Below are 14,600 nucleotides of genomic sequence, written 5' to 3' on the forward strand. Positions count from 1 at the left end.
AACTGGTTGAGCGCCCGTTGTTTTTTTCAGGATGTTTTTTCAGGATCTCCGCTTTTTCAGGGCCTCCTTGCAAACCGTCCCCCGGCTGCTGCCGTGACAAGCCCGGCGGCAGCCCTGTCCGCACGCCTCCGCGCCACCTTTGCCAGGCGGCATTTGCCGGGCGGTTCGCCCGCCCGGCCCTGCTATTGCGTGATGTCAGACCGACGGAACCGCAGTATCCAGATAGACCTGGAAGGCCTCCGGCACATCGGCAATCGAATCGTAGGTCGAGGTCAGGCTGCCCTCCGCGCCAAATTCGATGAGCTTCACCTCCCACGGATCGCTGCCGTCCCGGTCCACCTCAAGCCGCGCGGTGCGCTGCTGGTTCTGGTAGAGGTCAAGCAGTACGTCGCTGTCATCCTGAAGTGTCTGCCGCAGCACCAGTTTGCCCCCTTCATAGGCTGAGGCGATGCTGTTCCACTCGAATTCATCGGCAGTGTCCACCTTCTCGCTGAAACTACGGGAACCATCTTCATACTGATCGCGGGTCCAGACACCATTGTCGAACTGGGTGACGCGGTCCTGCAGCATGCCGTGCGGGCCGTAAAAGCTCTGGATTTCCTGCCAGTCTTCGACGTTTGCGGTGTCCCCCTTGTAGGTCGCCGTGCGCACCCCGTCCTCGAAGTATTCAGTCTTGGCAATGCCGTTGTCATAGATAGTATCGCGCTCAGCCAGCCGGCCGTCCGCGTCATAGAAGGTGGCGATGCTTGTCCAATCGGCGGCATCTTCCCGGTCGTCCAGGAAGGCAGCCTCGCGGACACCATATTCAAAGGTCTCGGTCTTCAGGATCCCATTGTCGAATTCGGTGATCCGCTCCTCCAGGCGGCCGTTTGCATCAAACGCGGTTTCGATCGTCTCCCACTCTTCCCCGCCGGCGTTGTAGGGGTCGGATTGATAGGTCGATTTCCGCACGCCGTCCTGAAATTCCTCCCGCTTGAAAGTGCCGTTGTCAAACAGGGTCAAGCGCAGGTCCAGTTCCCCTTCGGGGGTAAAATAGCTTTCGATGCTGTCCCAGGCGGCCGCGTTGCCCTCGTCGGATTTGGACGTCATCCTGCGGGCGCCATCTTCGAACTGCTCCTCCTTGATGATGCCGTCATCATAGAAGGTGACACGTTCGGCCAGCGCGCCGTCCGGGCCAAAGAACGTCTCGATGCTGTCCCAGGCCTCCACGTTGCCCTCGTCAAATTGGGACGTCATCGTGCGGGCGCCGTCCTCGAACTGTTCCGCCTTGATGATACCGTCATCATAGAAGGTCACGCGTTCGGCCAGGCTGCCGTCCGGACCAAAGAAAGTGTCAATAGTGTCCCAGGCAGCCACGTTGCCCTCGTCGAACTGGGACGTCATCCTGCGGGTGCCAACCTCGAACTGTTCCGCCTTGATGATGCCATCGTCATAAAAGGTAACGCGTTCGGCCAGGCCGCCCTCCGGATCAAAGAAGACGTCGATACTGTCCCAGGCCGCCACATTCCCTTCGTCGAATTGGGACGTCATGGTGCGGGTGCCATCCTCGAACTGCTCCGCCTTGATGATGCCGTTGTCATAGAAGGTCACGCGTTCGGCCATTTCGCCATCCGGGCCATAGAAGGTATCGATGCGGTCCCAGGCCGTCACGTTCTCCGCGTCGTGCTGATAGGTCAGCGTGCGGTTGCCGCTGTCGAACTCCTCGGCCTTGAAGATGCCGTCATCATAGGCCGTATGCCTCTCCGCCAGCTCCCCGTCAGCGTCATAAAAGCTGTCGATCCGCGTCCAAGTCTTTGCCCCAAAATGATCCGTTTGGGTCATGGATAGCCGGACCCCCGCCTCAAAGCTTTCCTCCTTGAAGACGCCGTTGTCATATTCGGTCAGACGCTGCGCGAATTCGCCGTTTTCATCCCAGATCCTGACAATGGAGCTCCAGGGATGAAGCCCGAACCCGCCGTTTGCGGGGCTTTCGTCGATTAGTTGGATCGTTTCCGGTGCGCCGTTGTGGTAGTTGATGATCTCGCGCTGGTGATCATCATCCAGTTTTTCGGAATCCGTGATTTCCCCGGCAGCGTTGTATTTGACCGAAAGCGTCTGGATCGGCAGGGCATCTTCGGGATCGGTCAATTCGAACCGGATCAGCACGTCATTGCGGTATTCTTCGTGCTCGGTGTGGCCATCATCGAACAGGGTGTAAACATCCTTGGAGGTGTAGGTATCATGCGTGCCCTCCACGGTAACACGCTCAGCCCAGTCAAACACATCTTCCAGGTCATACTCAGTTGTAATCGGCATGAGAAAACTTTCTGAAGTTGTAATGCACCGCGGGTAATGAAGAGTTAACATGGCGAAAATATGTCCCGGTCAAAGGACTTAGCGGGTTCTTTCGCCGCCCCGGAGATTTTACGGTTTGTTGATGCGGCAACCCCGCCTGGCCGCCCCCGATGAAGGAAAGGCGCTTTCCGGGGTTCCGGTCCGGCCTGCTTGCCGCTACCAATTCCCCATCACTCAGGCAGGGGGCATCACATGCAATTTCCAAAGATCTGGCTGCTGCGCCACGGGCAGACCGAATGGAACGCCGAGCGCCGCATCCAGGGGCAGCTGGAATCACCGCTGACACCGCTGGGGATCGCCCACGCCCGCAAGCAGGCTGAACTGATGCGCCCGGCGCTTGCCCTGGGCCCGGCCTGCTTCGCCTCGCCCCTGGGCCGCGCCCAGCAGACCGCCGATATCGCCCTGAGCGGCGCCCCCTTCGTGACCGATGCCCGCCTGGCCGAGGCCTATGCCGGCGCTTTCCAGGGGATGACCTGGGACGATGTTGCCCGGCAGCACCCCGGGATCCACGCCGCCAACCCGCACGCTCTGGACCTGTTCTGCGAGGCACCGGGCGGCGAGGGCTACGCCAGTTTCCATGGCCGCATTCTCGACTTCATGCTGTCTCTGCCGGGCCCGTCGGTTGTGGTGGCGCATGGCCTGCTGGGGCAAGTGATGCGCGGCATCATCTGCGGCCTGAGCCGCAGCCAGATGGCGGAACTGCCCAATGGCCAGGGCTGTGTCTATGTGCTGAAAAACGGGACAGAAACCGTTTTGCAGTGATCGCCGCCGCGGCGGAAAAAATCTGCTTTTTCCTCTTGCGCAGCCCGGCGGCATTGTCTAAATCCCCGCTCATCGGGTCGTTAGCTCAGTTGGTAGAGCGCTTCGTTTACACCGAAGATGTCGGGAGTTCGAGCCTCTCACGACCCACCATCCCTCCCCCTCCAAAAGATGTTCTGCCCTGCGCAGCAAACGCGCGCTTTCCATGCGTGCAGCCCCTGCACCGGACTTCAGAGACGTCAGCCGGCGGCCTGCCGCCCGGCGGGTTCCGGGGCCAGGCAAGGCCTGAACAGAACAGCGCAACAGCACGCCCTCCGCCACGCCGTGAATAGCTTTAAAAATCAAACGCCTGCCAGGAAAATCCTGGCAGGCGTCTTGATTTCACCCGGGACATCCCCGGGGCTGTGAGGCTTGCGCCCTTGCGGGCGGCAGGTCAGTGGGCAGTCGCGCCCGCCCCCTTTTCGGACCCTTTCAGCGCCGCCTTGGCGGCCGCAGCCTCTTCGGCCTCCTCATCCCATTCGATGGGATCCGGCTGCGACACCAGCGCGTGGTTCAGAACTTCCGACACGTGGCTGACGGGGATGATCTCCAGCCCCTCTTTCACGTTGTCCGGAATATCCGGCAGGTCCTTTTCGTTCTCCTGCGGGATCAGCACCGTCTTGATGCCGCCGCGCAGCGCCGCCAGCAGCTTTTCCTTCAGCCCGCCAATGGCCAGCGCATTGCCGCGCAGGGTGACCTCGCCGGTCATCGCAATGTCCTTGCGCACCGGGATCTGGGTCAGCACCGACACGATAGAGGTGACCATCGCCAGACCGGCCGAGGGGCCGTCCTTGGGCGTGGCACCTTCCGGCACGTGCACGTGGATGTCCCAATTGTCGAACCGCGGCGGCTTGATGCCCAGTTTCGGCGACACCGAACGCACGTAGGAAGACGCCGCCTCAATCGACTCCTTCATCACGTCGCCCAGCTTGCCGGTGGTCTTCATCCGGCCCTTGCCCGGCAGCCGCAGCGCCTCGATCGACAACAGCTCACCGCCCACGGACGTATAGGCCAGCCCGGTTACGACGCCGACCTGATCTTCCTTCTCCGCCAGGCCAAAGCGGAACTTCGGCACGCCCAGGAAATCATCCAGATTCTCAGCCGTGACAGTCACGCTGTCGGCCTCTTTCTTGACGATCTTGGTCAGCGATTTGCGCGCCACCTTGGCGATCTCGCGCTCCAGGTTCCGCACGCCGGCCTCGCGGGTGTAGGTGCGGATCATCTCTGTCACCGCGTCCTCGGTCAGCTCGAACTCCTTGGCTTTCAGCCCGTGGTTCTTCACCTGCTTGGAGATCAGGTGCTGCTTGGCGATCTCGCGCTTTTCGTCCTCGGTGTAACCCGACAGCGGAATGATCTCCATGCGGTCCAGCAGCGGCCCCGGCATGTTGTAGCTGTTCGAGGTGGTCAGGAACATCACGTTCGAGAGGTCGTATTCCACCTCCAGGTAGTGATCCATGAAGGTGTTGTTCTGTTCCGGATCCAGCACCTCCAGCATCGCCGAGGCGGGATCGCCGCGGAAATCCTGGCCCATCTTGTCAATCTCGTCGAGCAGGATCAGCGGGTTGGTGGTCTTGGCCTTCTTCAGCGCCTGGATGATCTTGCCGGGCATCGAGCCGATATAGGTGCGGCGGTGGCCCCGGATCTCGGACTCGTCGCGCACGCCGCCCAGCGAAATGCGGATGAACTCGCGGCCCGTGGCCTTGGCAACCGATTTGCCCAAGCTGGTCTTACCCACGCCCGGAGGACCGACGAGGCAGAGGATCGGCCCCTTCAGCTTGACCGAGCGCTGCTGCACCGCCAGGTATTCGACGATCCGCTCCTTGACCTTCTCCAGCCCATAGTGATCCGCATCCAGGATCTCCTGCGCCTTGTTCAGGTCTTTCTTGACGCGGGACTTGTTGCCCCACGGGATCGACAGCATCCAGTCGAGATAGTTGCGCACCACGGTCGCTTCAGCCGACATCGGCGACATGTTCTTGAGCTTCTTCAGCTCCGCATCGGCCTTCTCGCGCGCCTCTTTCGACAGTTTGGTGGCGGCGATCTTCTCTTCCAGCTCGGCGATCTCGCCAGCGCCCTCTTCGCCGTCGCCCAGCTCCTTCTGAATGGCCTTCATCTGCTCATTCAGATAATATTCGCGCTGGGTCTTCTCCATCTGGCTCTTGACGCGGGTCTTGATCTTCTTCTCGACCTGCAGGACCGACATTTCACCCTGCATCAGGCCATAGACCTTCTCCAGCCGTTCGCTGACGGAGAGCGTTTCCAGCAGCTCCTGCTTGCGGTCCACCTCAATGCCCAGATGACCTGCCACCAGGTCGGCCAGCTTGGCCGGCTCGGCGGTCTCGCCGACGGCAGACAGCGCTTCCTCGGGGATGTTCTTGCGCACCTTGGCATAACGCTCGAACTCATCGCCCACGGTGCGCACCAGCGCCTCGGTGGTGGTGATGTCGCCCGGAATCTCGGTCAGCTCCTCGGCCTTGGCCTCGAAGAAATTGTCGTTCTCCAGGAATTCGGTGATCTTCACCCGGGTCTGGCCCTCGACCAGCACTTTGACGGTGCCATCGGGCAGCTTCAGGAGCTGCAGCACATTGGCCAGCACACCCATGGTGTAGATGCTATCGGTGTCCGGATCGTCCTCGGAAGGGTCGATCTGGCTGGACAGCAGGATCTGCTTGTCATCCGCCATCACCTCTTCCAGGGCGCGCACCGATTTTTCCCGGCCCACGAACAGCGGCACGATCATGTGGGGGAAGACCACGATGTCGCGCAGCGGCAGTACGGGGTAGGAGGAATTGAGTGGCTCTTGCATACTCGGTCCTTTGGTTTGGCAAGACGGTCCGGCCCCGGCATCCGGCAGCTGTGGCCCGTCTCCTCATTGGAGGTCTTTATCTGGTGCAGCGGCCGCCGGTTTTCAACCGGCCGCCTTCAAGGCTGGGGCACACCTTGCCTGCAGCCGTCCCGGATCACAAGGCACGAATGAGGTAAAGATTCGGTGGCGAGGATCACTTTTTCCGGTTTTCCCTGGACGCAGGTTTCAAACCGTCCCAGAGGCCAGCAGCGGCCTGCCGTTCCACTGGTGGCGCTGCACCAGGCGGCGCAGCCGCGCCTGCTTGTCCGGCAGCATCCGGGCCGGCGCCACCCCGCCGGCACGCACGGCTCCCGGCAGCAGCCGGCACACCTCCTGCCGGGCAGCAGGGCTCAGCCCTTTCAGACCCTCCGGTCCCAGATAGAGGCTCTCGCAAGGGGCGCCTTCCGCCCGGATCACCTGGTGTTCCGCGAATAGTATGTGGTGATACTGCACCCCCAGCCCCGGCACAAAGCGGCGGATGCCCGGCAGCCCCTCGGCCCGGCCGCATGCCGCCAGCACTTCCGCCTCGCCGAACATCCGGGCGGCCACCGGCGAATGCAGCAGCAGCCGGTGCTGCGGCGACAGGATCAGATCGCGGTGCGGATAGCCGCCGCCCAGCGCGCCCGCCGCAATATGAACCGGAGACAGATGCGGCGCCCGCAGCAGCTGCGCCCGGCTCAGCCGGTTGCGCCCGGTCCAGACCACCTCCTGCAAGCCATTGTCCAGCGTCTCCACCCGGTCGCCCGGCCGCAGCTGCTCCACCGGCACCTCGCCGCGTCCGGTGCGGATCAGCGTTCCGGAGGCAAAACAGGGCACAAAACTTTGCCCGTCGCTGGCGCCGGCGTTCTGCGCATGCCCGTAGCTGGACACCGAGTTGATGGTAATCGACGAGATCGGATAATCATCCAGGTCATTGGCCCCCAGCCCGGCATCATCGTCGATCATCACCAGGAAGACGTCACCGGTCTCGGTCTGCACGATGCCGCCCACCCCGGTGTAATCGGGCACCCCGTCGGTCAGGAAATCCACTGTCACATCAACATCGAAAACCGCGTCATACTGGGTGGCAACCGGGCCCGACCCCAGATCGTAGGTTACGGTCTCGGTGCCGGCGGTGTCATTGCTCTCGATGGCGCCATCGGAGTCATTGTCGGTGGCGGTCACATCGACAATATGATTGGCCGCCGCATCCCCGGGCCCGTAATAGCTGCCCAGCAAGGCCGCCTGGTTTTCCGCAGTGCCATTGCCATCCACAGTATCCAGCTCAGCCAGGTTGCCGAGGTAGATCATACTCATGGTGTAACTGGGCATTCACGGGCACCTTTACAGACAACATAACCCGCTTAGACAACCATAAGAGTATTGCCTTTCCCTTACACCACGCAAAAAGCACGCAGCGCCCCGCAGACGGCACGCCGCAAGGGCCGGACCGCCAGGCTTACAGCCGCTCAATATCCCCTTGCGCGCGGGTGTCGTGAAAATTCTTCTGCCAGGCCTCGAACGTCCCCGCCGCAATCGCCTCGCGCATGCCTGCCATGATGTCCTGGAAGTAATGCAGGTTGTGCCAGGTCAGCAGCATGCCCGAGATCATCTCGTTGCTGCGGAACACATGGTGCAGATAGGCGCGCGAATAGTTCGAGCACGCCGGGCAGCTGCACTGCTCATCCAGCGGCCGCGGGTCGTCCTGATGGCGGGCGTTCTTGATATTCACCACCCCGTGGCGGGTGAACGCCTGCCCGGTGCGGCCTGACCGCGACGGCAGCACGCAGTCCATCATGTCGATGCCGCGTGCCACGGCGCCGACGATGTCGTCCGGCTTGCCCACCCCCATCAGATAACGCGGCTTATCCTCGGGCAGATAGCCGGGGGCATAATCGAGGCAGCCGAACATCGCCTCCTGCCCCTCGCCCACCGCCAGGCCGCCGACTGCATAGCCCTCGAAACCGATGGTTTTCAGCGCCTCGGCGCTTTCCTCGCGCAGATCAGCTTCCAGCCCGCCCTGCATGATGCCGAACAGCGCATGCCCCGGCCGGTCGCCAAAGGCCTCGCGCGACCGCTGCGCCCAGCGCATCGATAGGCGCATGCTCTCTGCAATCCGGTTACGGTCAGCCGGCAGCGCCGGGCATTCGTCGAAACACATCACGATGTCCGAGCCCAGCAAGCGCTGGATCTCCATCGAGCGTTCCGGCGTCAGTTCATGCTTGGAGCCGTCGATGTGGCTTTTGAAGGTCACGCCCTTCTCGGTGAGCTTGCGCAAGCCCGCCAGCGACATCACCTGAAACCCGCCCGAGTTGGTCAGGATCGGGCGCTCCCAGTTCATGAACTTGTGCAAGCCTCCCAGGCGGTCGATCCGCTCTGCCGTCGGCCGCAGCATCAGGTGGTAAGTATTGCCCAACAGGATATCCGCGCCGGTCGCCCGCACGCTCTCCGGCATCATCGCCTTGACTGTCGCAGCCGTGCCCACCGGCATGAAGGCCGGGGTCCGGATCTCGCCGCGCGGCGTGCTGATCACCCCGGTGCGGGCCTTGCCATCGGTGGCTTTCAGGTCAAATGAGAACGGGGCGGTCATGACAGGTCCTTCGGGTTTTGGCCATTGGCGGCGGCGAACTGACGCAAACCCGCAGCATTTGCCTGAAATCCTCAGGCAATACAACCCTGCGGGACTTGCCAGCCGCCTGCGCCTGACGCCATACAGATATTGAAATCAGCGCACGAAGACCTAAATGTATACCATTGCACACAATGCGGCCGCGCAGTGAACAAAACCAAGACACCCGGCGGCCAGGCCACGCCTTCCGGCCCGCCGGCCCAGGCAGAGCAGCCCCTATCGGCCCCGGAACCGGCCGCAGCGGAACCAGCCGCCCCGGCTCTGCCGCCCGCCGGCGGCGAACTGCCCGCACCCATTGAGCAAGCAAAGGACCTTTTCATGAACGAAGACCTCATCCTGGAGCTTCTCTCCAGCAACCTCCTTTACATTCTCGGGGCGGTGCTGCTGGTCATCATTATCTTCAAGGGCATCAAGATCGTGCCGCAGTCGGAAAAATATGTGGTCGAACGGTTTGGCCGCCTGCATTCGGTCCTGGGGCCCGGCATCAACTTCATCGTGCCGCTGCTGGACGTGGCCCGCCACAAGATCTCGATCCTGGAGCGCCAGCTGCCCAATGCCACCCAGGACGCGATCACCAAGGACAACGTGCTGGTGCAGATCGACACCTCGGTGTTCTACCGCATCCTGGAGCCGGAAAAGACCGTCTACCGGATCCGCGACGTCGACGGCGCCATTGCCACCACCGTGGCCGGCATCGTGCGCGCCGAAATCGGCAAGATGGACCTGGACGAGGTGCAGTCGAACCGCGCCCAGCTGATCTCCCGCATTCAGGAGGCGGTGGAAACCGCCGTCGATGACTGGGGCATCGAAGTGACCCGGGCCGAGATCCTGGATGTGAACCTCGACCAGGCCACCCGCGACGCGATGCTGCAGCAGCTGAACGCCGAACGCGCCCGCCGCGCCCAGGTGACCGAGGCCGAAGGCCAGAAACGCGCGGTCGAGCTGGCCGCCGACGCCGAGCTTTACGCCGCTGAACAGGCCGCCAAGGCCCGCCGGGTGCAGGCCCAGGCCGAAGCCTATGCGACTCAGGTCGTTGCCAAGGCGATCCGTGAGCACGGCATCGAGGCCGCGCAATACCAGGTGGCACTGAAACAGGTTGAGGCGCTGAATGCGCTTGGCAATGGCGACGGCAAGCAGACCATCGTCCTGCCGGCCCACGCAATGGAGGCCTTTGGCGACGCCTTCAAGCTGCTGAAGGGACGCCTGTGATGGAGAGTCAAATCTGGACACTCTGGTGGGTCTGGTGCGCCGCGGCGCTGGTGCTGGCCATTCTCGAGGTGCTGGTGCCGGGCTTTGTCTTCCTCGGCTTTGCCATCGGCGCCGGGCTCGTGGGCCTGATGCTGCTGACCACCGGCGCCGCCTGGGGCCTGCCGCTGCTGCTGCTGATCTTTGCAGGCATCTCTCTGGCCGCCTGGCTGCTGCTGAGACGTTACTTCGCCCTGCCCAAGGGCCAGGTGAAAACATTCAACCACGATATCAACGACTGAGATGCAGAAGGGCGCGGCAGCCTTACCAGCCAGCCAATCGGTGCCAGCCCCCAAACCCTCTGTCAATTGGGGGCCAGCCCCCAAACCCCCGGAGTATTTTCAACCAGAAAGAAGCACACAGGGCCTGCCGCCTTTTTGGGGCCTGCCGCTTCTTTCTGGTCCCAAATACTCGCGCCGCAGGCATGCGCCGCAGGCGCATAATCCGGCAGCGGCACGCCAGCGTCAGAACCTGAACCCCACCCCGGCCAGAAGCCCGTGCGTCACCGCATCATGGCGGAAGAAGCCAGCGGTGCCGCGGGTGCCCTCCTGATACTCCACCCCCAGCCCGCGGTAGAGCAGGTAGATCGAAGCGTTTTCCCAGCGGTCATAGACCAGGCCGCCCAGCGCCGACCAGCTTTCCTCGGAGTCTCCGGCAAACCCGGCGTCCCCTTCCAGCAGCACCGAGAATTCATCCGACAGGCGGCGCTGCCAGCGCAGGCCGGCGATCGGGTCGGTCCAGCTGCCGCCCTGTTGCAGCGTGCCGCCCGGCAGCTCCGCTACCGTGTCCACGTCCCAATGGCGCAAGCCCCCGAACAGCTCGAACCGGTTGCGGCTGCCGCCAAAGCGGTAGGTCACCACCGCCTCGCCCAGGGTCTGGTCATAGCGCAGCGGCACCGCTGTCCCGCCGCTTGACCCGGTGCTGTCCGAATCCAGCACGCCATAGCGCAGCCGGAACCCGAAATTGCTGGCATGCGCCCCCTCGAATTGCAGCATGCCGCCGGCGCGCAGCTGATCGAACACATCGCCTGCGTCGATGGAAACGTCGCCTCCTGCACTGCCCAGTTCCGTTGTCCCCTCGATCGACGGCGCCAGGGCAAAGGGGGTGATCTGCCACTGCCAGGCGCCCTGATCCTGCGCCCCGGCTGCCTGCCCCAGCACCGCCGCCAGCGCAAAGACCGCGGCAGCCGCAAAGGGTTGCAGGACGGTTGGTTTCGGCATGTCTCCTCCAGACTCCTGCCGGAGCCCGCAGCTTGGCCAGGACACCGCCCGGCCCGCTGCGCCCGGGCAGCATTGCAAAACATCTTGGGGGAACCACAACTTAGCGCGCAAACCCGTGCAGATCAAATGATCCCGCAGCGGCTGGCAGACAGAACATGCGCCTCTGCCCTGCCGCCGCCTCTGGACGCCGGGCCGGGGTTTTCCTATATAAACGGTCGGAATATCAGACCGGGATCACCATGACCAACCCCTCCGAACCTCTTGAAGGCGCACCGCTGATCGCGCCCTCCTCCGTCAGCCACCCGCTGTACGAGGCCGTGACCGATGCCTGCCGCACCGTCTATGACCCGGAAATCCCGGTGAACATCTACGAGCTGGGACTGATCTACACGATCGACATCAACGACGACAACGACGTCAGGATCATCATGACCCTGACCGCGCCGGGCTGCCCGGTGGCAGGCGAGATGCCGGGCTGGATCGTCGATGCGGTGTCGCCTGTGGACGGCGTCAAGAGCGTCGATGTCGAGCTCACCTGGGAGCCGCCCTGGGGCATGGAGATGATGTCCGACGAGGCCCGGCTGGAACTGGGGTTCATGTAAGCCCGGCAGCACAGACTGATTTCGGCCCCTGCAACCGCGGGGGCCTTTTCTTGTGGCGCCTTGCAAGCCTAAAGTGCGGCAGCCAAAACCGGAGCCGCCCCATGCGCCTTGCCCTGCTGCTCGCCGCAGCCCTGTTCCTGTGCCCCGCCGCAAGCCCGGCAGAGCTGCCCGCGCTCAGCTACGGCCCGCGCCCGGCCTATTTGATCAGCCAGATGCCCGAAGGCCCGCTGAAGGACAAACTGCAGTCCTGTGCCGGCCAGCCACCCGCGCGCACGGATTTCTCCATCGGCCACCGCGGCGCGCCGCTGATGTTTCCGGAACATAGCGCCGAGGGCAACCGGGCCGCGGCGCAGATGGGCGCAGGCCTGCTGGAATGCGACGTGACCTTCACCAGGGATCTGGAGCTGGTCTGCCGCCACGCCCAGAACGGCCTGCATACCACCACCAATATCCTGACCACGGATCTGGCCGCCACCTGCATCCAGCCCTTCACCCCTGCGGACGGCGATGCACCGGCGACAGCCGAATGCCGCACCTCCGAGATCACCCTGGCCGAGTTCCGCCGCCTGCGGCCCAAAATGGACAGCGCCGACAGAACCGCAGCAACGGCTAAGGCCTATCAGGGCGGCACCGCAGACTGGCGCACCACCCTCTATGCCGGCAATGCCACCAGCATGAGCCATGCGGACTCGATTACCCTGTTCAAATCCTTGGGCGCCAAGTTCACCCCTGAGCTGAAAAGTCCCGCCGTGGCGATGCCCTTCAACGGCTTCACGCAAGAAGATTACGCCCAGAAACTGATTGATGAATACAAGGCCGCCGGCATTCCGCCTGCGGAGGTCTGGGTGCAAAGCTTCCACCTCGCCGATGTGCTCTACTGGATCGAACACGAACCCGCCTTCGGCAAACAGGCGGTGCTGCTGGACAGCAGCTACCGGCAGGAGAGTTTTGACGCGAACAACCCGGAAACCTTCCCGCATGACTTTGCGGCGCTGCACGCCAGGGGCGTCAACTACCTCGCCCCGCCGATGTGGATGCTGGTCACCCTCGAAGACGGCCGGATCGTGCCTTCGGCCTATGCCAAAGCGGCCAAATCCGCGGGCCTCAAGCTGTTCACCTGGACCCTGGAACGCTCCGGCCCGCTGGCGGATGGCGGCGGCTGGTACTTTCAGCCGGTCGCAGAGGCCACCACCGGCGACGGCATGTATTACCAGCTCTTGGACGTGCTGGCGCAGGACGTGGGCGTCGAAGGCGTCTTCTCCGACTGGCCCGCCACCGTCACCTACTACGCGAACTGCATGGGGCTCTGACCGCACACCCGGCCGGAACGCCGGTAAAAGAGGGCCGCCTCCCCGCACCGCTGGCAGCCTCTTTAATTTCCGCATCAAAGATTTATGTTATTCTGCTGTCTGGCCCCGATTCCGCAGCGATGCGGGGTTGAGGCGCCCCGGTGCCCGTCCTAGATAGATGGGGAGTGTAAGGAGAAACCCATGTTCGGCATTCCCGGCAAACAGGCCGTGACCATGACGCCCAAGGCGGCGGCGCAGATCGCCAGGCTGATGGCCAAGGACGGCCACGCGGGCCTGCGCATCGGCGTCAAGAAAGGCGGCTGCGCGGGCATGGAATACACCATGGAATATGTCGATGCGCCCGCCACCAACGACGAGGTGGTGGAGCAGGACGGCGCCCGCATCCTGATCGCGCCGATGGCGCAGATGTTCCTGTTCGGCACCGAGATCGACTATGAGGTGACGCTGCTGGAAAGCGGCTTCAAGTTCAACAACCCCAACGTCGCCGAGGCCTGCGGCTGCGGCGAGTTGATTTCCTTCAAGGAAGCACCCGGCGCCTGACCCGGCCGCCGCAGGGGCATCGCAAAGAAGACAGCAGGCGGGGCTTTCCCCGCCTTTTTTGCGGCCCGCTCCAATACCCCCCAATTCCCCCTCAAGCGAATTGCGCCGCCCTGCCGCCAGTGCTACCAGTCACGCCAAATGACGCGGATCGGAGGCACCCCCCATGCGGCGGAAACTGGCAGCAGGCAATTGGAAGATGAACGGCACCGGCGCAAGCCTGGCGGAACTGGCGGCGCTGGCCGAAAGCCATGCCAGCCCTGCCGCAGACATCCTGATCTGCCCCCCCGCAACCCTGCTGTCGCGCGCCGCGGAGACCGCAAAGGGCAGCGCCGTTGCCATCGGCGGCCAGGATTGCCACGCCAATGCGTCGGGCGCCCATACCGGCGATCTGTCGGCTGCCATGCTGAAAGATGCCGGCGCCTCTGCCGTGATCCTCGGCCATTCCGAACGCCGCGCCGATCATGGCGAAACCAACGCCCAGGTCTGCGCCAAGGCGGAAGCCGCCATTGCCGAAAACCTCACCGCGGTGATCTGCATCGGCGAAACCCTGGCGGAACGCGAGGCCGGCGACACCCTCAAGATCGCGGGCAGCCAGCTCGCAGGCTCCGTGCCCGCCGCCGCCACCGGCGTAAACACCGTGATCGCCTATGAACCGGTCTGGGCCATCGGCACCGGCAAAGTCCCGACGCTGGACCAGATCGCCGAGGTCCACGGCTTCCTGCGCGCCGAACTCACCGCCCGTTTCGGGGCAGAGACCGCAGAGAGCATCCGCCTGCTCTACGGCGGCTCGGTCAAGCCTTCCAATGCCGCAGACATCTTCGCCGTCGCTGACGTCGACGGCGCGCTTGTAGGCGGCGCCAGCCTCAAGGCGGCGGATTTCTCCCCCATCATCGCGTCACTTGAGGCCAGCTGAGACGCGCCTTGCGGCGCCGGCCTGCGGCCGTTTGAGTATTTAAGACCAGAAAGAAGCAGCGGATTTCTTTCGCGCTTCTTTCTGGTCCGAAATACTCCGGGGTGAATTGGCCCGCCAGGGCCAAGAGGGGCAGCGCCCCTTCCCTGGAACGGAAAACGCCCCGGTGTCCCGGGGCGTTTCTTTCT

At 63.5% G+C, this 14,600-nt stretch carries 12 protein-coding genes and 1 tRNA gene; 8 read left to right on the top strand and 5 right to left on the bottom strand.

From position 1 onward, the window contains the following. Positions 1-195: 195 nt before the first annotated feature. Positions 196-2,295, bottom strand: a complete 2,100-nt coding sequence (locus tag ACXAEH_RS07495; RefSeq protein WP_475031837.1) for a hypothetical protein — start codon at positions 2,293-2,295, stop codon at positions 196-198. Between the two features lie 231 nt (positions 2,296-2,526). Between ACXAEH_RS07495 and ACXAEH_RS07500 the strand changes: the two genes are divergently transcribed. Beyond that, positions 2,527-3,096: a histidine phosphatase family protein gene (locus ACXAEH_RS07500; protein WP_475031838.1), complete on the top strand. Its 570-nt coding sequence runs from the start codon at positions 2,527-2,529 to the stop codon at positions 3,094-3,096. A 74-nt stretch (positions 3,097-3,170) separates the two neighbouring features. Beyond that, positions 3,171-3,246, top strand: a tRNA-Val gene (locus tag ACXAEH_RS07505). A 280-nt stretch (positions 3,247-3,526) separates the two neighbouring features. Here ACXAEH_RS07505 and lon read toward each other — a convergent pair. The 3 genes from lon to tgt form a co-directional block, all read right to left on the bottom strand. Further along, positions 3,527-5,938, bottom strand: a complete 2,412-nt coding sequence (gene lon / locus ACXAEH_RS07510) for an endopeptidase La (RefSeq protein ID WP_475031839.1) — start codon at positions 5,936-5,938, stop codon at positions 3,527-3,529. 225 nt (positions 5,939-6,163) lie between these two features. Next, positions 6,164-7,288 (bottom strand): Hint domain-containing protein, encoded by a 1,125-nt coding sequence (locus ACXAEH_RS07515; RefSeq protein WP_475031840.1) that lies wholly within the window; start codon positions 7,286-7,288, stop codon positions 6,164-6,166. A 127-nt stretch (positions 7,289-7,415) separates the two neighbouring features. Beyond that, the gene (gene tgt / locus ACXAEH_RS07520; protein ID WP_475031841.1) at positions 7,416-8,546 is read right to left on the bottom strand and encodes a tRNA guanosine(34) transglycosylase Tgt; all 1,131 of its coding nucleotides are present in this window, start codon (positions 8,544-8,546) and stop codon (positions 7,416-7,418) included. Between the two features lie 357 nt (positions 8,547-8,903). Between tgt and ACXAEH_RS07525 the strand changes: the two genes are divergently transcribed. After that, positions 8,904-9,794 carry an SPFH domain-containing protein gene (locus ACXAEH_RS07525; protein WP_039125938.1) on the top strand — a complete coding sequence of 297 codons (891 nt, stop codon included), beginning with the start codon at positions 8,904-8,906 and terminating at the stop codon, positions 9,792-9,794. Beyond that, positions 9,794-10,072, top strand: coding sequence for an NfeD family protein (locus ACXAEH_RS07530; RefSeq protein ID WP_475031842.1), 279 nt, complete (start codon positions 9,794-9,796; stop codon positions 10,070-10,072). The genes ACXAEH_RS07525 and ACXAEH_RS07530 overlap by 1 nt, the downstream gene beginning before the upstream one ends. Positions 10,073-10,294: 222 nt before the next feature. On the opposite strand, the gene ACXAEH_RS07535 is transcribed toward ACXAEH_RS07530, so the two are convergent. Then, positions 10,295-11,050 (bottom strand): hypothetical protein, encoded by a 756-nt coding sequence (locus ACXAEH_RS07535; protein WP_475031843.1) that lies wholly within the window; start codon positions 11,048-11,050, stop codon positions 10,295-10,297. Between the two features lie 239 nt (positions 11,051-11,289). Here ACXAEH_RS07535 and ACXAEH_RS07540 point away from each other — a divergent pair, with 239 nt between their 5' ends. From ACXAEH_RS07540 to tpiA, 4 genes are all read left to right on the top strand, one after another. After that, a complete protein-coding gene (locus ACXAEH_RS07540) occupies positions 11,290-11,652 on the top strand; it encodes an SUF system Fe-S cluster assembly protein (protein WP_475031844.1) in 363 nt (120 codons plus the stop codon). A 101-nt stretch (positions 11,653-11,753) separates the two neighbouring features. Further along, a complete protein-coding gene (locus ACXAEH_RS07545; protein ID WP_475031845.1) occupies positions 11,754-12,962 on the top strand; it encodes a glycerophosphodiester phosphodiesterase family protein in 1,209 nt (402 codons plus the stop codon). Between the two features lie 180 nt (positions 12,963-13,142). Continuing rightward, positions 13,143-13,502: a HesB/IscA family protein gene (locus ACXAEH_RS07550; RefSeq protein ID WP_475031846.1), complete on the top strand. Its 360-nt coding sequence runs from the start codon at positions 13,143-13,145 to the stop codon at positions 13,500-13,502. Positions 13,503-13,665: 163 nt separating this feature from the next. Next, entirely contained in the window at positions 13,666-14,415 is a 750-nt protein-coding gene (gene tpiA, locus ACXAEH_RS07555; RefSeq protein ID WP_475031847.1) for a triose-phosphate isomerase, read from the top strand. Positions 14,416-14,600: the final 185 nt, after the last annotated feature.

The organism is Leisingera sp. ABM4_060 (genome assembly GCF_056158765.1).